Raw genomic sequence first — 15791 nt, 5'->3', positions numbered from 1 at the left:
GAGATGATTTCGTTTTCATAAAATATTTTTCAAATAAAATTTAAATAAGAGGAGGTGAAAATATTGAATCAATCAAAATATTTTTACGCAAAAATTTATGGATCTAAAGCATTGTTTACAGCGCCTGAAAGTAAGAGCGGGGGAGAAAAGATCTCTTATTCCGCGCCTACTAGAGAAGCCTTAAAGGGTATAATCGATGCAAATTATTTTAAGCCCACAATTACAAATGTAATTGACGAAGTTAGAGTCATGAATAAAATCGAATCCTACACACAGGGTATGAGACTCTTATTAAAGGATTATAAGTCCGATTTATCGGCATATACCTATTTAATTAGTCCCTGCTACTATGTTAAGTTTCACTTTGAGTGGAATGAAGATAGAGAAGATTTAAAAAGCGATAGAAATTTTAACAAACACGAAGCAATTACAGAGAGATCTCTAAAAAGAGGTGGAAGAAGACCAATCTTTTTAGGTGTATCTGAGTGCCAAGGCTACATTGAATATTTATCTGAAGAAGAATATGAAAGTGACAAGGGCTACTATGATGAAAGTGATTTAGGACTTGGGCTAATGTTTGTTGGCTTTATTTATCCGGAAAAATCTGGAGAAACTTTAAAGTCAGCTTATGGACCAATTAATATGAAAAAAGGCAGAATAGTTTTTAAAAAACCTGAAGAGTGCCCAATAATAAATGAGGTTTCAAATTATTCTTTCAAAGAGGCTAAAGTTACGAGAACAGTGGACCAAGAATTAGAAGATTATTAAATGGAAGTGATATATTGAGTTTTTTAACAGCCTTATTAAATTCTTATAACTATGGACTTGAGAATAATTTAGTTGGGAACCTAGATGATAAATCCAGTTTAATTCTTCCGATTTATCACAATTCTATGAAGTCCAATGGCAAAAACATTGTTGAGATTACGATTAACAAAAAAAGTGAATTAGTTGATGCAAAATTTTTAGAAGATGGCGATATTGTAATTTTCCCTGTAACAGAAGATTCTGTTGCAAGATCTAGTGGAATTGCACCCCATCCTCTCTTTGACAACTTCGATTATGTAATGCAAGAAAACACAAACAAATCTGAAGCTTACATTAGTCAGCAGGAAGCATGGTTAAATTATGATGAAGATGAATTTGTAAGAATAATCCACGACTACATTATTAAAGAAAAGGTTTTCGAAGATATACTTTCTAAATTATTTAAAGAATATAAAATTCTAAAAGATAAAAATGTTGAATTTGTGGATAAGTCTGACAAGAAGGCAAAGAAAGTTACAATAGATTTTTCAAAGGTGTTTTTAACATTTGCAGTTGAAAATTATGATGGGAAAAAAGATTTAAGCCTTTCTGAAAATAAGGATTTGCAAGAAAAATTTATTAAGTACACCAAGGACATTTTTGCGAGAGACAAAGACACGGAAGAAATTATTTGCAACATCAGTGGAGAAAAAGATTTTCTATGTCTTAAACACAAACCTTTAATAGGTTCTGCAAGACTTATTTCTCAAATTACTGCAAATAATGAAAATTTTTTAGGCAGATTTGATAAGCCAGATGAAACTATAAAAATTGGAAAGGAATCTAGCCAAAAAATAATTCAAATGGCAAAGTCTTTACTTGATGGGGATAATACAGCTAGGTGGCTTGGAGAGTTTACCTATGCTCTAAGTTGGTTTTCCGATGATATTCAGAATAAAACTGATTTAGACCCAACAAAGAAAATTGAAATTATTGATTTGGGACCACTTTTTGATATAGCAGGAGAAGACTTGCCTCAAGGAAATAGAAATGAAGGCAGAAAAATTTCTGATGAAACTTCAGAAAGTATAGTCAAGTCTTTCACTAGCGGTAAAGTTCTATTTTCTAATGAATCTAAATATTATATGGCTATAATTGACAAAGTCAGCAATGGAAGAGTAGCTGTAAAATATTTTAGAGAGATGGATAGTTCAAGGCTAAAGGAAAATTTAGTTTCTTGGCAAAACAAATATCATTGGTACAGATTTACCAAAGAAAAGGGCAAGACTAATTATACGCCAAGCCCATTAATGCTTATACAAACAGCTTATGGAGTAGAAAGAGAAAAGGGACTTGAGGTAGCAAAAAAGAAATTCGTAACAGATCAATACAAAAATATTTTAGCTTCGATTATTGAAGGCAGAGATATGCCTAAAAATATTATTCAAGCTTTAGAAATAAATATTAGAAACCGATTAAACTACGACAAGTTTTGGCTACAAGTAAAGTTATGTGCCTTGTCAGTTCTGAGGGAAAAGGAGGGAATAAAAAGCAATATGTTAGATAAAAAAGAAATAGATAGGTCTTATTTATTTGGGAGACTTCTAGCTATATATGAAAAAACTGAAGCTTTTACTTACAATAAAGATGACGAAAGAATAACAAATGCTGAAAAACTTTGGTCAAGTTATTTAAATAAACCTGCAACTATGAGCATGAGACTTAGCGATTTAATCAAGCCCTATGATTTTAAGTTGCATGCAAATGAAAAAACTAGAGAAATAAGAAATATTTTAAAAAGAGAAGCTGGAGATGTAATTGAACTTATAGGGGAAAATTACAAATTTAATGGGGTAGAAACAAATAAACCTTTAAACTCAGGATTTTTATTTGGGTATCAAGCACAAATTAAAGAATTAGATTACTTATACAAAAAAACTACAAGAGAAAGCGGGGAAAAACATGATTAATAATAAAGTAGATTTTATTTTTACAATTGAAGTTTCTGGAGCAAATCCTAATGGTGACCCACTAACTGGCAATATGCCAAGAATAGATAATAGAGGATTTGGAGAAATTTCTGATGTATGCTTAAAGAGAAAGCTAAGAAATAGGATGCAAGACATGGGTCACGACATCTTTGTAAAATCCTTAGACAGAAGTGACGACGGCTTTAGATCTCTTGAAAAAAGATTTGATTCAGTTTTCAAAAAAGAAGATAGTGACGAAGAAGTAGAAAAAAGAGCCAATGAAAAATGGATTGATATAAGGTCCTTTGGTCAAGTCTTTACTTATCAAAAAAGATCTCTTGGAATTAGAGGACCAGTAAGTATTTCTATAGCAAAATCTCTTGAGCCAATAGAAACAACTACAATGCAAATAACTAAATCTATAAGTGGTATGGAACCTACTGCCGGAAAGTCAAGAAGTGCCGATACAATGGGAACAAAGCACTTTGTGGACCACGGAGTTTATGTAGTTAATGGAAGCATTAATTCATACTTTGCAGAAAAAACTGGCTTCGATGAAAAAGATGTGGAAACTATAAAAGAATGTATAAAAACTTTATTTATTAATGATATTTCGTCAGCTAGACCAGACGGCTCTATGGAAGTCAAAGACATATTCTGGTTTAATCACTCATCAAAGGTTGGAGATGTGTCAAGTGGAAAGATAAAGGACCTATTAGAGTACGACCTTCCTAACGCAGAAGACTTAAAAGTAAAATATGAAGATTACAATATTAGACTAGACCAAGAAAAACTAAAAGAATATGAAGAAAAGGGATTAAAAGTAGAACATATTAAGGGAATTTAAAATGTATGCTGAAGATGAATACCTAATGTTAAGTGGAGTTCAACACTTTTTGTTTTGTAAGAGACAGTGGGCTCTAATTCATGTTGAAAATATTTGGACGGAAAATTCATTTACAGCGGAAGGTCAAGTAATTCATACAAAAGTTGATAAACCCTTTATAAAAGAAAAGAGAAAAGACTTAATAATATCAAGAGCAATGTCAGTGAGTTCCAAAAATCTGGGACTCTCTGGCAGGTTAGATGCAATCGAATTTCATAAATCAGATAAGGGAATTGAGTTGAATAATAGAAAGGGCTTATGGCAGCCAATTATTATAGAATATAAGAGGGGCAAAAAGAAAAAATATAATTATGACAATGCCCAGTTAATGGCACAGGCAATTTGTGTGGAAGAAAATTTCAATACAAAACTTGATTATGGATATATTTATTATAATGAAACAGATACTCGTGAAAAAGTTGAGTTCGCAAATGAATTAAGAGAACTAACAATAAGTGCAGCAAAAGAGATGCACCAGTACTATAAAGAAAAAATAGTCCCTAGAGCAGAAAATTATAAGAATTGCAAGATGTGTTCTCTTTATAATGAGTGTAGCCCAAGGATAACGAAAAAAATTAAAAATGTTGATAACTATATTTATGGGGCAGAATTATGAAAAAGCTATTGAACACTTTATATGTCACAAATCCAGATTATTATCTTAGAAAAGAAGGAAGAAACATTTCTATAACTCTTGATTCAAAAACAGTGGCAAGATACCCAATCCACATATTAAAACAGATAGTTTGTTTTAATTATATGGGCATGAGTCCAGATTTAATGAAAATGTGTATGGAAGAAAATGTAGCCATAACCTTCTTTACACCCTATGGAAAGTATTGCGGCAGAGTTCTTGGAGCATCTTATGGAAATATTTACACAAGGAAGAAACAATATAAAATGCAAGAGTCAGAAGAGTCCTTGGATTTTGTAAAAAATATAATCTACGCAAAGGCATATAATTCCAGGAAAATCTTAATAAGAGGAAAGTTAGACAATAAAGAAAAAGTTGATGTCAAAAGACTAGAAGAAGTTATAAATTCCATAAAACTTTTAATGCTGGAAATCAAAAACTGCAAGAACAAAGACAGTGTAAGAGGTATAGAAGGAATAATAGCTAGAGAGTACTTTTCGGTCTTAGATGAATTAATAATAAAACAGCGTGAAGATTTTTTCTTTATAGATAGAAGCAAAAGACCTCCAATGGACAGGTTCAACGCCCTAATATCCTTTCTATATTCACTACTTACAAATAATATTGCGGCAGCCCTTGGAGGTGTAGGTATAGATTCCTATGCAGGGTTCTTTCATACAGATAGGCCGGGAAGGGTTAGCATGGCACTTGACTTAATAGAAGAAATGAGAGCCTTTCTAGTTGATAAATTTACGCTATCAATGATAAACTTAAATAGAATAAACAAGAATCATTTTGAGGTAAAAGAAAATGGCGCCACACTTTTAAACGATAATGGCAGACAAATAGTTTTAGAAAATTGGAACAAAAGAGAACAAGAAGAAATATATCATCCATTTATAGAAGAAAATATAAAAATAGGGCTACTTCCCCATGTTCAAGCCATGTTATTAAATTCGTATCTTAGAGGAGATATAGAATCCTATCCACCTTTTATGATGGGAGGCTAAAATGCAAGTACTAATAACCTATGATGTAGAAACAGTGTCAAGTGATGGCAAAAGACGATTAAGGCAGGTTGCAAAAGTCTGTTTAGATTACGGACAAAGAGTTCAAAATTCTGTTTTCGAACTAAATATTTATCCTGCAGATTTAGTTCTTATTAAAAACAAATTAGAAAAAATAATTGACCCTAAAAAAGACTCAATTAGAATTTACAATTTAGGGAAAAATTGGGAGAGGAGAGTGGAAACTCTTGGAAGAGATGACTCCTATAACCCAGAAAAAGACTTATTAATCTTATAAGATTATGAGATTTAGAGCTGGACATATAATTCTTGTAACTAACTCATAATAAAACAATGAAAAAGAGACAAAACTCTTAAAAAAATGATTAGCTGTATCTTTTAGTAGTAGAAAAAGGCTAAAAAATGCAGTCGCACCCCTCGTGGGTGCGTGGATTGAAATACGACAATTTACAAGATGCAACAGTATACAGAAAAAGTCGCACCCCTCGTGGGTGCGTGGATTGAAATTATATAATTAGTAACATCAGTTGGTTTGGAATCTGTCGCACCCCTCGTGGGTGCGTGGATTGAAATATAAAGGACTTGAACTAGCTTTTTTGGAACTGAAAGGTCGCACCCCTCGTGGGTGCGTGGATTGAAATAATGGAAAAATCTTTGTAAAAGCCTACATCGACTAGTCGCACCCCTCGTGGGTGCGTGGATTGAAATTATATCCTCACTTTTTGCATAAGATGTAAGGTCATGTCGCACCCCTCGTGGGTGCGTGGATTGAAATCACCCTAGCATCAGAATTTATCTCGTATTTTTTAGCGTCGCACCCCTCGTGGGTGCGTGGATTGAAATTTTAGCTCGTCTAATCTTGCAGGAAGTTCCTCAAGTCGCACCCCTCGTGGGTGCGTGGATTGAAATATGCCATGGAGTATGACGGAGAAGAAAAAGCAATCGTCGCACCCCTCGTGGGTGCGTGGATTGAAATTCTAATTAGACCCCTAAGCTTATTATAATTGTAAAGTCGCACCCCTCGTGGGTGCGTGGATTGAAATCATGTTGATGTTGTAGCACTCTTTATACCATTCCATGTCGCACCCCTCGTGGGGGCGTTGGTGTTGGAGGGGCGTGCAAATATGTTAAAAAAAATTTGCACTTCCTCCCTTGAAACTACAACCTTTCTAACCAATAACTGTATAAATTCTTTTTTGTTTAATTCTAAGTTATCATTTTTAATTTTATTGATCCAAATTCTAATTTCTTTTTTTATGTTTATTGGACCTCCAGTAGATGCTAATAAATTGTTAATTTCATTTCTTTCTTTATTCAATTCATCTATCTTAGATTTTATTTTGTCATTGGCACCAAAGGACATTACATATTCAACGCAGTTATTTTCTTCTTTATCAATTTCATCAAGCCTTTTTTTAAGTGCATTTTTGTCGGTATCTAGCGACTCTAATGCTTTTTTTGTTTCTTGCTCAATTCTGTCAACTAAAACATCAGCGTTATCTAAAATGTAATTTCTTGCTACTGACATAATATATTTTTCTAAGGCTTCTTTTTTTATAGCATTATTACATTTTTTACATCGATATCGGCTATTGCTAGGGTATCTTGTATCAGTATAGCCATACATCTTTTGACCACACTCGCAGTATATAAGCCCCTTTAGTGGATAATCGTGATGTTGTCTAACTGCTTTTTGATTTGCTCTATCTTTTATCATTTTTTGTACCCTCTCAAAAACTTCCTTGTCTATAATAGGTGGAATTGCATCATAATTTACTACAACTTGGTCATCAGGTCGCATAACTTCAAGGGTTCTTTTACCAGTAACATTATATTTAAGTTGTATTCTTCCATGCTCATAGATCCCTATATATTTTTTATTGGTTAGAATTCCACTTATAGATGTTTGGGCAAAGTTTCTCTTTCTGTTGGTTTTATATCCTTTTTTATTAAGTTCTCTGGCTATTTCTGATTGAGACATACCATCTAAGTACATATCAAATATTGATTTTACTATTGTAGCTTCGTATGGATCAATTTTATATTTTTTCTCGTCATCTATAGAGTAACCTAGTGGTGGGATTCCACCATTAAATAAGCCCTTCCTGGCATTATAATATTGTCCACGTCGTGTATCTACGCTTAAATTTTCAGAGTAATATTGGGCAAAACTCTCTAAAATACCTTCCATAAGCCCACCTTCTGGGGTGTCAGAAAGTCTTTGGGCAGCATATAAAACTTTTACTCCTCTACGGGATAACTTTTCTTTATAGATTGCAGATTGATATTTGTTTCTACTAAACCTTTCTACTTTATATACAATGACATAATCTATTCCTCCATGATTTAAGATTTCATTTATCATTTCTCGGAATTGATCTCTACCATTTGTAAGACCACTTATAGCTTCGTCGGAGTAATATTTTTTAATCATTATTCCTTCGGACTCTGCGTATCTTTTTATTTCATAAAACTGTTCCTCAATAGACTCTTCTTTTTGATTTCCACTAGAAAACCTAGCGTAAGCGTAAGCAGTTTTCATTGTTTTATACCTCCATTTCTGTGGTATAATATTCCTGTCAGGGAAAAGTGTTATTTTTATACCACTTTTTTTAAAGAGGGCGCTTTATGGTGCCTTCTTTTTTTTTATTTATTTTTCAATTAATTTTTCTAAGTTTTTATTTAATCTGTCTAATTGTTTGATGATTAAAAAGTTTTGGTCAATGATTACACTGTTTTGATGATCCATGTGACTTAGATAATCTGTTTCACTAGCTGACAACATAGTCCCAAGGTGGAAAAAGGCATCACCATCTGATGCTTTTGCAAGGTTTAAAAGATTGTCTCTGTCATCGTTGTTTAAACCTTCTAAACCATAATATTTCATAAAGTTTTCTAGTTTTTCAATGTCTTTTTGTTGTCTTTCTAATTCTTTTTCTTCACTGCTTTTAAATAGTCCCATAGTATACCTCCATACATATTAATTAGAGAGTGCTTGCGCACTGCACTCCCTAATTTTTTTTACTATATACACCTACTAGTTTGCCTAGCACTTGTATATTCCCATTTGTGTAAACTCTAGGCCAATCAGTCATGTTTGGATTTTCAGCTTGTAAGATTACACTTCCATCAGTTTTGCTAAACCTTTTTAAGGTCGCTTCATTCTCTAAAAGGATTGCTCCAATTTCTCCATTTTCTAAAGTAGGTTGCTTTCTGATAAAAACAATATCTCCGTCAAATATATTTGCATTTATCATACTTTCGCCCTTAACAGTTAAACCAAAGTCTGCATCAACTCTACTATCTATGAGAAAGTAGTCGACTATATTTTCCTCTGCTAAGAGAGGGGATCCAGCGGCAATAGTGCCAATAATAGGGATTGATTTGGCATTTTTAAGTGGAGCTTGTTGTTCATCATTGTTTTCAGTAAGATCAGTCCTTCTTACTCCAAAATAATTTGCCATTTCTTGTATTTTATCAGGTCTTGGATAGGTGTTTTTGTTAAACCAATTAGAAACAGTGGTCTCTGGATAACCAAGTTCCCTTGCAAATTCCGTTTGTGTTAAACCTAACCTATCAAGATAAAATAAAAGATTTTTTACAAGAATATCATTCCTATTTTCTAACATTTTTCATACCTCCTTTCCGATTTCTTACCTATATAATACCATTTTTAGGTAAGAAGAACAACGAGAAAGTAATAAAAAAAGAAAAAAACTACCGAAAAAGAGTTGACACTACCGAAAACAGGTAGTATAATAAGTTCAACGCAGTGAGAAAGGAAGTGATTACATGACAAATACAATAACTTTAAGGGCGGCTAGAGTAAATGCAGGCTTATCTTTAAGTGATACAGCTGAAAAAATTGGGAAAAGTTCTAAAACTATAAGTTGTTGGGAAAGAGGCTTAGTACCTATTAAAGCCATTGATTTTGACTATTTGTGTACTGAGATTTATAAAATAAACCCAGCAATTGTAGAGATACCAATTGTCAATGACGGAAATTACGACGAGTAATTTTTTTTGACCCAAGACTACCGAAAAACGGTAGAAAATAAAAGGAAGGCGAAATATGAAAAGCGAAATAGAAATGATCCACTTGATGGAGCAAATGGATCAAAAAATAGAAATGCTTATAGAGTTTAATAAATTTCTCCTAAGAATCCAATTGATTTCTTTGGCTTCTCAGAATTACTCGAATTCATTGAAATTAAATTCATATTTAGCTGATTTACATGAATCAGTTTTTGAGTCAGATTTCCTTGAAAATCTTTGCCAGTAAAGATGAGCAGATAAAAGGAAGGTGAAAGAAATGAAGTTAGAAGATGAAAGAAAGCTCCCTTTGAGAGAGCTGATAAAAAAACATGGACTGATAGTTGCTATAGACATCAAATATCCTTTTTTGTGGATGGATTTAGAAACTTACACTCCAATTATATCTTTAGCGTCTTTATTAATATCGCTTATAGCTTTGATTACTGTTACAAAGTCCTAAGTATAGCAATTACAGAAAGAATTAAAGATAGGGTTGAAATTATGGAGGGATACCAAGTTCTTAAGACATCTCTTTTAGCAAATAAAGAGTAGTTGTAGGCTTGGGGATCTAAGGAATACAAAAGGATGGTTTCTAACGAACCTTTGTAAGCAAGTTCTTGCTTTATGAAGTGCAATTTAACTAGAAAGTCTATATCTTTGTCATCGAATTGTTCTAATTGTGAGTTGGGGTTCTTAGACAGATATTTAAGTATTTGTTTTTGATGAGGACTTAAAACAATTTCAGAATAATTCAAAAAAATCATCTCCTTATGGAGATTATAGCAAATAAAGGAGAGGTGAGGACGTGGAAAAAGAAAGAGAAGAAATTAAGGATGCTATAGAAAAAATCAATAAAAATTTAAAAGATGAATTTATGTCTGGGATTTTTTTACAAGTCTTTAATATGCCAAATATTGAAGAGTTTGAAAGAAGAATAAGGCTTATTGAAAAATCGAATTATGATCCTGATTATGCTAGGCAGTTATTAGGAGATATAAATGCCCAGTTTTTATTTAATCTTTGCTTGATTTATTTGCAGACCATAATACGACAACTTATAAAAATAGAAAGTAGGTGAATGAAATGAATGATTTAAGAATTTTTGAAAATAGAGAGTTTGGACAAGTAAGAACATCGATTATAAATGATGAGCCTTATTTCAATTTAAACGATGTATGTAGGGTTTTAGAGATTAACAATCCAAGAATGGCTAAAACAAGACTTAATGAAGATGGTGTCAGTACTACTGACGTCATAGATTCAATCGGAAGAAGACAACAAGCGAATTTTATAAATGAATCAAACTTATATAAATTGATTTTCCAAAGCAGAAAACCTGAGGCAGAAAGATTTGCTGATTGGGTTACATCAGAAGTGCTACCAACAATCAGAAAACATGGAGCGTACATGACGGAAACTGTCATTGAAAGAACTCTTACAGACCCAGACTATTTGATACAACTTGCAACGACTCTAAAAGAGGAAAAGCAAAGAAGAATTGCAGCCGAAGCAGAAAACGAAAGAAACAGACCTAAAGTTTTATTTTCTGACTCTTGCGAAGTTGCTGAGAACTCAATTCTTATAGGCGAATTTGCCAAGAGGTTAAAACAAAATGGTCTACCAAACATGGGGCAAAATAGGTTATTTGCTTTACTGAGAGACCAAGGTTATTTATGTAAGGGCGGAGAAAGAAGAAATCAGCCTACACAAAGATCTATGGAACAAGGACTTTTTGAAACTAAGGTAAGAGTAATTAACAACCCAGACGGAAGCACAAGGACAACTACAACTACCAAGATGACTGGTAAGGGACAGATTTACTTTACCAACAAGTTTTTAGGTGGGTGACATGAAAATAACTATGGACAAGAAAACATTGGAAGTCAAAAAAATCGAAGAAGATAAATCAGAAGAAATAAATGTAATGCCCGAATTAGGAAGAATACTTGCTAGAGCATTTTTAAAGGATTTTGAAAAAGAAAATGAAAGAAATAATCAAGCAGTTTAGGGAGTTAGCATCTACCAGAGATTTATGGCAAGTCTATAAAGATTTTTTAGAAGTCGTGGCAATATCAATTAGTAATGCTTGCGATAAAGACCAAGCAGCAGAAAGAGAGAAAAGGTATCTCGACATCATAAAGACTTACAGTCCAGAGCAAATCTGGAAAATATCCGACATCATGGGCCTTGTAGTCCTGGAGCTATCAAAAGAGCCGCAAGACGTATTAGGTAGAGTCTTTATGGAATTGGAGTTAGGCAATAAGTGGACAGGTCAAGTCTTTACACCTTTAAATCTTGCAGATTTATTGGCAAATGTAGCATTTGACGACAAAGAAATAAAAGAAAAAGGTTATATGACAGTGACTGACCCTGCGGTTGGTGGCGGAGTTACCATCATAGGACTTGTAAGAGCCATGCTAAGGCAAGGCTTAAACCCACAAAAGCAATTACTTGTTATATGCGGAGACTTAGACATCAAGGCAGTCCACATGACTTATATACAACTTAGTTTACTGGGGATCCCTGCGATAGTTAAAAATCAAGATGCTTTAACTTTAGAGACAATGTCTATTTGGTACACACCAACTTATATTTGGGATTTATGGAGGTTTAAAAAATGATAAAGGTTAACAGATTTAACTTATTTTTATTAATCAGAAGATTTATAGGAATACTGATCCTTGCGAAAGCCTTATACTTTATAAGTTTGATTTCAATTAAATTTGTATTTTGGTTTTTATACGCAGGCGTGGAAGTAATTGATAGTTTTTTTAAGTTTTTGGTGAGGTGATGAAATTGAAAGCAAATATAAGAACTGCGACAGGAATTTTAAGAGCATTTTTTGAGAAAAATAATATTGCCGATGGAGAAGATTTTGAAATACAAGATTATAGAAAATTTCTGGAAGATGAAAGGGAAGCTTATCGCAAAGAGTTTGGAGTTAAAGTTTTCCACGATTATGGGAAATTTTTAAAGTATGTAAAAAATAAGTATTTAAAGAGGAAGTAAGAATGAAAAAGAGCAAGAAAAAAGTCCCAGGTCGGCTAAAACTCAAGGACTAAAATAAATTAATATTTGCTCTTAGTATATCACAAGGAGTTAGAAAAATGAAAAAAATAGAATGTTTTGAAACTGAAGATGGAAAATTGTTTAAAACTTACGCAGATGCATTGATGCACGAAAAAGAAGAAGAAGTAAAAAATGATTTACGTTTAATCTTAAATGCAAGCATAATAACTGGCGATTTAATGAAAAAAAATGTTGGAGAAAACAAACTTTGTAACAATCCTATTGACGCACAAATCTTTAAAAAATTCTTAGTAAGTTATATGACAGAAGTCATGTTAAAGGACTTTGCAGCCTTTAAGTCTCTATTTGACGGAGGTTTATCATGCAAATAAAAATCAAAACTTTAAAGCTTAAAAACTTCAAGGGAATTAAAGACTTAACAATAGACTTTAAGGACACAGCTAATATTTATGGGGACAACGCAGTAGGCAAGACAACAATCTTCGATGCTTATTCCTGGTTACTTTGGGATAAGGACAGCCTTAACAGAAAAGACTTTGCAATAAAGCCTTATGACAAAAATGGAGAGGAAGTCCACAACTTAGAATCAGTAGTTGAAGGAGATTTTGTCTTTGACGACACAGATCTTACGCTTAAAAAAATCTATAAAGAAGTCTGGACTAAGAAGCGTGGATCTACACAGGCAGAATTTACTGGACACACTACTGACTACTATATCAACGCTGTCCCAGTTAAGAAAAAAGAGTACAACGAAAGAATTGAAAGTGTGTTGTCTGAAGATAATTTCAACTTGCTTTCAAATCCACTGTACTTTAACCAATTTTTGGTAAAGACAGAAAGAAGAGAAATACTTTTAAGCCTTATAGAAGATGTAAAGCCAGAGGATATTATCGCAAAGAATAAGGACTTAGAAGACTTAGACCTTGAAACTTATACAGTTGATGAATTAAAGAAAATCGCCAAGGATAGTGCCAGGAAAATAAACAAGGACATTGAGTCTATACCAGCAAGAATTGACGAATTAGACAAGTCAAAGATCCACGATATAGATTTTGATGCCTTAGAGTTTAGAAAGAGAAGCACACTTCCAGCAATAAAAGAGATTGACGAAAAGCTTGCAGATGCATCGAAAATGGCAGAGGGCATGACTGAGATAACAGAAAAAATTACTGCGTTACAAAAAGAAAAGTCTGACCTAGCAGAAAAGTATCAAAACAAATGCTTTGAAATAAATCTAAAAAATAAAAATGTATTGCTTGAAAAAGAACACGATAAATTAGCACTTGAAGAAGCGAAAAAGAATATAGAAAAGCTTAAAGATCTAGTTGAAAAGGCTAGGGAAGAATGGCAAGAAGTCCACAAAGAACAGTATCAAGGAGACTTTAAGTGTCCAACTTGCGGTCAAGACCTATTACCAGACCAAATAGAGAAAACGATGGCTAACTTCAACAAGAAAAAATCTGAAAAGTTAACAAACATAGAAGAAAAAGCGAAAGATTTAAAGATAAAAATTGAAGAGAGCGAAAAACTTATAGCAATCTATGAGGTAAAAGAATATAAGGAAGAAGACCTGCCAACTGAACCTATTAGACTACAAGAAATTGACAAGGAGCTTGACGAGGCTAAGGCAAAATTAAGTGATTTTTCTTTAGACAATAAAAAGGACTTACTAGAAAAGAAAGACTCCTTAAACGCAGATTTGGAAGAAATAAACAAAAAATTATCTCTACAAGGACAAAACGAAAAGATTGATGAAAGAATTAAAGAGTTGGAGTCTCGAGAAAAAGAACTTGCCAAATTATACGAAGAACAACAAAGAATTATTTATCTTTGCGAAGAGTACACAAAGGCTTATGTAGACCTAGTAAGCGACAAAATTAATGACAGTTTTGACCTGGTAAAATTTAAGCTTTTTGAAAATCAAATAAATGGCGGAATTACAGAAACTTGCGAAGCTACTTTTAAAGGAGTGCCTTACAGTGACTTAAACAATGCCGCAAAGATAAACGCAGGTCTTGATGTAATTAATAGCTTGTCAGACAAGCTTGATTTAAAAGTGCCAATATTTATAGACAACGCAGAAAGTGTAAACGAGTTAATCAAAACAGATACGCAGTTAGTAAGGTTAGTAGTTAGCAAGGATAAGGAGCTTAAAGTTGATTAAGGTTTTAGGTGCTTGGTGGTACAGCGGTAACATCGGAATTATAAAAGTCTTCAATGGATATGAAGTTAAGTATTACATCGGGACAGGCTATGGTCAAGATGAAAAAGAAGACATAGACAAAATTTTAAAGTGTGGAAGCAGGTTTTATCCAGAGGTTTTTGAGGTGGAAGAATGAGAGTATTTAGTTTACAAGATGAAAAATTTGAAGAAATGCAGATGAGTTTAAACGCATCAATTATCCATGTAGCAAAGAAAATAGCTGCTGGAGAATTTGAGCAAGGCGACATAACTCTTAAATTAAAAATAGGAACTGTATATGAACATAAAGAAGAGACAGTTTATAAGATGCCAGCTTTTAACTACAAGATAGGCACTAATCTACAAAAGAAATCAAGCCTAGACGGTGGCGATGCATACCAAGGCATGGAATTTAAAATTGATGACGGTGTTGTTGTCTTGGAAAAAGTGAAAAGTAATCAAATAGATATGTTAGATGAGGAGGACGAAGAAGAATGAAAAAACATTTAGTGATTAAGTATTTTGACACATACCCAGAAAATAAATTTTATTTTGACAGTAAAGAAAAAGCAGAAAAATTCCTTAGAGAAAAGAGGAAAAATAACACAGGATATTTAACAACATACGAATATAGAGGAATTGTTGAGGTGGAAGAATGAACAGCGTAAATTTAATTGGAAGATTAGTGAGAGATCCAGAGCTTAAATATAGCAAGTCAGGAATGGCTATTTTAAAGTTTACAGTTGCAGTAGATAGAAAACTAAGCAAAGACAAAAGAGAAGAAGCTGAAAGAAATAACCAACCTACAGCTGACTTTATCTCATGCACAGCCTTTGGTAAAACTGCCGAAGTAATTGCAAATTATCACAGCAAGGGAAGCCAAATTGCAGTAGAGGGAAGAATCCAAACTGGAAGCTACGAAAAAGACGGAAGGACTATTTATACAACTGATGTTTTAGTTAATAGCATCACTTTTGTAGGATCTAAAAATAATAATTCTGGTGGCGAAAATTACCAAAATAGTAATTCTGATGCTGATGGTTATAGTGACGAAGGTTTTTTCCCAGTAGATAATGACGATATACCATTTTAAGGAGGCAGGAAGATGAAAGTTAAAGATTTAATAATGAAATTAATTTATTGTGATCCAGAAGCAGAGGTTAAAGCTAGAACTTATAAAAGTGATAGCAGACATGCTGAAGTTTACAATCTGCGTATAAAAGATGTAGAGAATTATCCTAAAAATTTTGATTTGATTATAGATAGCCTAGATCATATT

Annotated in this window: 22 protein-coding genes, 1 pseudogene and 1 CRISPR repeat array; of the genes and pseudogenes, 19 read left to right on the top strand and 4 right to left on the bottom strand. The window is 33.1% G+C overall.

Annotated features, from left to right (window positions below; genetic code table 11):
• The first annotated feature begins 63 nt into the window (after positions 1-63).
• From cas5c to cas2, 6 genes are read left to right on the top strand one after another with little or no spacing between them, the layout of a single operon-like run.
• Entirely contained in the window at positions 64-768 is a 705-nt protein-coding gene (cas5c, locus tag HGPG_RS08045; RefSeq protein ID WP_019125563.1) for a type I-C CRISPR-associated protein Cas5c, read from the top strand.
• Positions 769-782: 14 nt separating this feature from the next.
• Positions 783-2717 (top strand): type I-C CRISPR-associated protein Cas8c/Csd1, encoded by a 1935-nt coding sequence (gene cas8c / locus HGPG_RS08040; RefSeq protein WP_019125562.1) that lies wholly within the window; start codon positions 783-785, stop codon positions 2715-2717.
• The gene (gene cas7c, locus HGPG_RS08035; RefSeq protein ID WP_019125561.1) at positions 2710-3564 is read left to right on the top strand and encodes a type I-C CRISPR-associated protein Cas7/Csd2; all 855 of its coding nucleotides are present in this window, start codon (positions 2710-2712) and stop codon (positions 3562-3564) included. Before cas8c ends, cas7c begins: the two co-directional genes overlap by 8 nt.
• A 1-nt stretch (position 3565) precedes the next feature.
• On the top strand, positions 3566-4219 hold the full coding sequence (gene cas4 / locus HGPG_RS08030; RefSeq protein WP_019125560.1) for a CRISPR-associated protein Cas4: 654 nt from the start codon (positions 3566-3568) through the stop codon (positions 4217-4219).
• Positions 4216-5247, top strand: coding sequence for a type I-C CRISPR-associated endonuclease Cas1c (gene cas1c, locus HGPG_RS08025; RefSeq protein ID WP_019125559.1), 1032 nt, complete (start codon positions 4216-4218; stop codon positions 5245-5247). Before cas4 ends, cas1c begins: the two co-directional genes overlap by 4 nt.
• 1 nt (position 5248) lies before the next feature.
• Complete coding sequence (gene cas2 / locus HGPG_RS08020; RefSeq protein WP_019125558.1) at positions 5249-5542, top strand: CRISPR-associated endonuclease Cas2; 294 nt, start codon at positions 5249-5251, stop codon at positions 5540-5542.
• Positions 5543-5672: 130 nt separating this feature from the next.
• Positions 5673-6308: direct repeats of the CRISPR family, unit length 32 nt; unit sequence GTCGCACCCCTCGTGGGTGCGTGGATTGAAAT.
• A gap of 671 nt (positions 6309-6979) precedes the next feature.
• On the opposite strand, the pseudogene HGPG_RS10710 reads toward cas2, so the two are convergent.
• From HGPG_RS10710 to HGPG_RS08010, 3 genes and pseudogenes are all read right to left on the bottom strand, one after another.
• Positions 6980-7807: pseudogene (locus HGPG_RS10710) on the bottom strand (recombinase family protein); the annotation flags it as partial.
• A gap of 108 nt (positions 7808-7915) precedes the next feature.
• The gene (locus tag HGPG_RS08015) at positions 7916-8227 is read right to left on the bottom strand and encodes a hypothetical protein (protein WP_019125557.1); all 312 of its coding nucleotides are present in this window, start codon (positions 8225-8227) and stop codon (positions 7916-7918) included.
• A 49-nt stretch (positions 8228-8276) separates the two neighbouring features.
• Entirely contained in the window at positions 8277-8894 is a 618-nt protein-coding gene (locus HGPG_RS08010) for a LexA family protein (RefSeq protein WP_019125556.1), read from the bottom strand.
• A gap of 163 nt (positions 8895-9057) precedes the next feature.
• Between HGPG_RS08010 and HGPG_RS08005 the strand changes: the two genes are divergently transcribed.
• Entirely contained in the window at positions 9058-9282 is a 225-nt protein-coding gene (locus tag HGPG_RS08005) for a helix-turn-helix domain-containing protein (RefSeq protein ID WP_019125555.1), read from the top strand.
• Positions 9283-9407: 125 nt separating this feature from the next.
• On the opposite strand, the gene HGPG_RS10705 is transcribed toward HGPG_RS08005, so the two are convergent.
• Positions 9408-9506: a hypothetical protein gene (locus HGPG_RS10705; protein WP_390621714.1), complete on the bottom strand. Its 99-nt coding sequence runs from the start codon at positions 9504-9506 to the stop codon at positions 9408-9410.
• Positions 9507-9577: 71 nt separating this feature from the next.
• On the opposite strand from HGPG_RS10705, the gene HGPG_RS07995 reads away from it, so the two are divergent.
• From HGPG_RS07995 to HGPG_RS07945, 12 genes are all read left to right on the top strand, one after another.
• On the top strand, positions 9578-9760 hold the full coding sequence (locus tag HGPG_RS07995; protein ID WP_019125553.1) for a hypothetical protein: 183 nt from the start codon (positions 9578-9580) through the stop codon (positions 9758-9760).
• Positions 9761-10105: 345 nt separating this feature from the next.
• Positions 10106-10378 carry a hypothetical protein gene (locus HGPG_RS07985; RefSeq protein WP_019125551.1) on the top strand — a complete coding sequence of 91 codons (273 nt, stop codon included), beginning with the start codon at positions 10106-10108 and terminating at the stop codon, positions 10376-10378.
• 5 nt (positions 10379-10383) lie between these two features.
• Positions 10384-11148: a phage antirepressor KilAC domain-containing protein gene (locus HGPG_RS07980; protein WP_019125550.1), complete on the top strand. Its 765-nt coding sequence runs from the start codon at positions 10384-10386 to the stop codon at positions 11146-11148.
• Between the two features lies 1 nt (position 11149).
• Positions 11150-11308 carry a hypothetical protein gene (locus HGPG_RS10260; protein ID WP_019125549.1) on the top strand — a complete coding sequence of 53 codons (159 nt, stop codon included), beginning with the start codon at positions 11150-11152 and terminating at the stop codon, positions 11306-11308.
• Entirely contained in the window at positions 11283-11921 is a 639-nt protein-coding gene (locus HGPG_RS07975; RefSeq protein ID WP_019125548.1) for a DNA methyltransferase family protein, read from the top strand. Before HGPG_RS10260 ends, HGPG_RS07975 begins: the two co-directional genes overlap by 26 nt.
• Positions 11922-12096: 175 nt before the next feature.
• Positions 12097-12309: a hypothetical protein gene (locus HGPG_RS07970; RefSeq protein ID WP_154645509.1), complete on the top strand. Its 213-nt coding sequence runs from the start codon at positions 12097-12099 to the stop codon at positions 12307-12309.
• 98 nt (positions 12310-12407) lie between these two features.
• Positions 12408-12701 (top strand): hypothetical protein, encoded by a 294-nt coding sequence (locus HGPG_RS07965; protein WP_019125545.1) that lies wholly within the window; start codon positions 12408-12410, stop codon positions 12699-12701.
• Positions 12692-14494 (top strand): AAA family ATPase, encoded by a 1803-nt coding sequence (locus HGPG_RS07960; protein WP_019125544.1) that lies wholly within the window; start codon positions 12692-12694, stop codon positions 14492-14494. Before HGPG_RS07965 ends, HGPG_RS07960 begins: the two co-directional genes overlap by 10 nt.
• Positions 14487-14669: a hypothetical protein gene (locus HGPG_RS07955; RefSeq protein WP_019125543.1), complete on the top strand. Its 183-nt coding sequence runs from the start codon at positions 14487-14489 to the stop codon at positions 14667-14669. The genes HGPG_RS07960 and HGPG_RS07955 overlap by 8 nt, the downstream gene beginning before the upstream one ends.
• The gene (locus tag HGPG_RS07950) at positions 14666-15010 is read left to right on the top strand and encodes a hypothetical protein (protein ID WP_019125542.1); all 345 of its coding nucleotides are present in this window, start codon (positions 14666-14668) and stop codon (positions 15008-15010) included. Before HGPG_RS07955 ends, HGPG_RS07950 begins: the two co-directional genes overlap by 4 nt.
• Positions 15007-15171, top strand: coding sequence for a hypothetical protein (locus HGPG_RS10255; protein ID WP_019125541.1), 165 nt, complete (start codon positions 15007-15009; stop codon positions 15169-15171). The genes HGPG_RS07950 and HGPG_RS10255 overlap by 4 nt, the downstream gene beginning before the upstream one ends.
• Entirely contained in the window at positions 15168-15605 is a 438-nt protein-coding gene (locus tag HGPG_RS07945; RefSeq protein ID WP_019125540.1) for a single-stranded DNA-binding protein, read from the top strand. Before HGPG_RS10255 ends, HGPG_RS07945 begins: the two co-directional genes overlap by 4 nt.
• Positions 15606-15791: the final 186 nt, after the last annotated feature.

Origin of the sequence: Peptoniphilus grossensis ph5 (assembly GCF_000311825.1) — a bacterium.
Taxonomy (GTDB): domain Bacteria; phylum Bacillota; class Clostridia; order Tissierellales; family Peptoniphilaceae; genus Peptoniphilus_A; species Peptoniphilus_A hominis.
Note: the sequence above shows the minus strand (reverse complement) of the source record. Positions and strands in the feature narration are given on the sequence as shown.

What these genes read in the sequence shown, in the direction of transcription:
- cas7c (WP_019125561.1), top strand. Translation starts at nt 2,710, where the DNA reads ATGATTAATAATAAAGTAGATTTTATTTTTACAATTGAAGTTTCTGGA.
- cas4 (WP_019125560.1), top strand. Translation starts at nt 3,566, where the DNA reads ATGTATGCTGAAGATGAATACCTAATGTTAAGTGGAGTTCAACACTTT.
- cas1c (WP_019125559.1), top strand. Translation starts at nt 4,216, where the DNA reads ATGAAAAAGCTATTGAACACTTTATATGTCACAAATCCAGATTATTAT.
- cas2 (WP_019125558.1), top strand. Translation starts at nt 5,249, where the DNA reads ATGCAAGTACTAATAACCTATGATGTAGAAACAGTGTCAAGTGATGGC.
- HGPG_RS08015 (WP_019125557.1), bottom strand. Translation starts at nt 8,227, where the DNA reads ATGGGACTATTTAAAAGCAGTGAAGAAAAAGAATTAGAAAGACAACAA.
- HGPG_RS08010 (WP_019125556.1), bottom strand. Translation starts at nt 8,894, where the DNA reads ATGTTAGAAAATAGGAATGATATTCTTGTAAAAAATCTTTTATTTTAT.
- HGPG_RS08005 (WP_019125555.1), top strand. Translation starts at nt 9,058, where the DNA reads ATGACAAATACAATAACTTTAAGGGCGGCTAGAGTAAATGCAGGCTTA.
- HGPG_RS07995 (WP_019125553.1), top strand. Translation starts at nt 9,578, where the DNA reads ATGAAGTTAGAAGATGAAAGAAAGCTCCCTTTGAGAGAGCTGATAAAA.
- HGPG_RS07980 (WP_019125550.1), top strand. Translation starts at nt 10,384, where the DNA reads ATGAATGATTTAAGAATTTTTGAAAATAGAGAGTTTGGACAAGTAAGA.
- HGPG_RS10260 (WP_019125549.1), top strand. Translation starts at nt 11,150, where the DNA reads ATGAAAATAACTATGGACAAGAAAACATTGGAAGTCAAAAAAATCGAA.
- HGPG_RS07975 (WP_019125548.1), top strand. Translation starts at nt 11,283, where the DNA reads ATGAAAGAAATAATCAAGCAGTTTAGGGAGTTAGCATCTACCAGAGAT.
- HGPG_RS07965 (WP_019125545.1), top strand. Translation starts at nt 12,408, where the DNA reads ATGAAAAAAATAGAATGTTTTGAAACTGAAGATGGAAAATTGTTTAAA.
- HGPG_RS07960 (WP_019125544.1), top strand. Translation starts at nt 12,692, where the DNA reads ATGCAAATAAAAATCAAAACTTTAAAGCTTAAAAACTTCAAGGGAATT.
- HGPG_RS07950 (WP_019125542.1), top strand. Translation starts at nt 14,666, where the DNA reads ATGAGAGTATTTAGTTTACAAGATGAAAAATTTGAAGAAATGCAGATG.
- HGPG_RS10255 (WP_019125541.1), top strand. Translation starts at nt 15,007, where the DNA reads ATGAAAAAACATTTAGTGATTAAGTATTTTGACACATACCCAGAAAAT.
- HGPG_RS07945 (WP_019125540.1), top strand. Translation starts at nt 15,168, where the DNA reads ATGAACAGCGTAAATTTAATTGGAAGATTAGTGAGAGATCCAGAGCTT.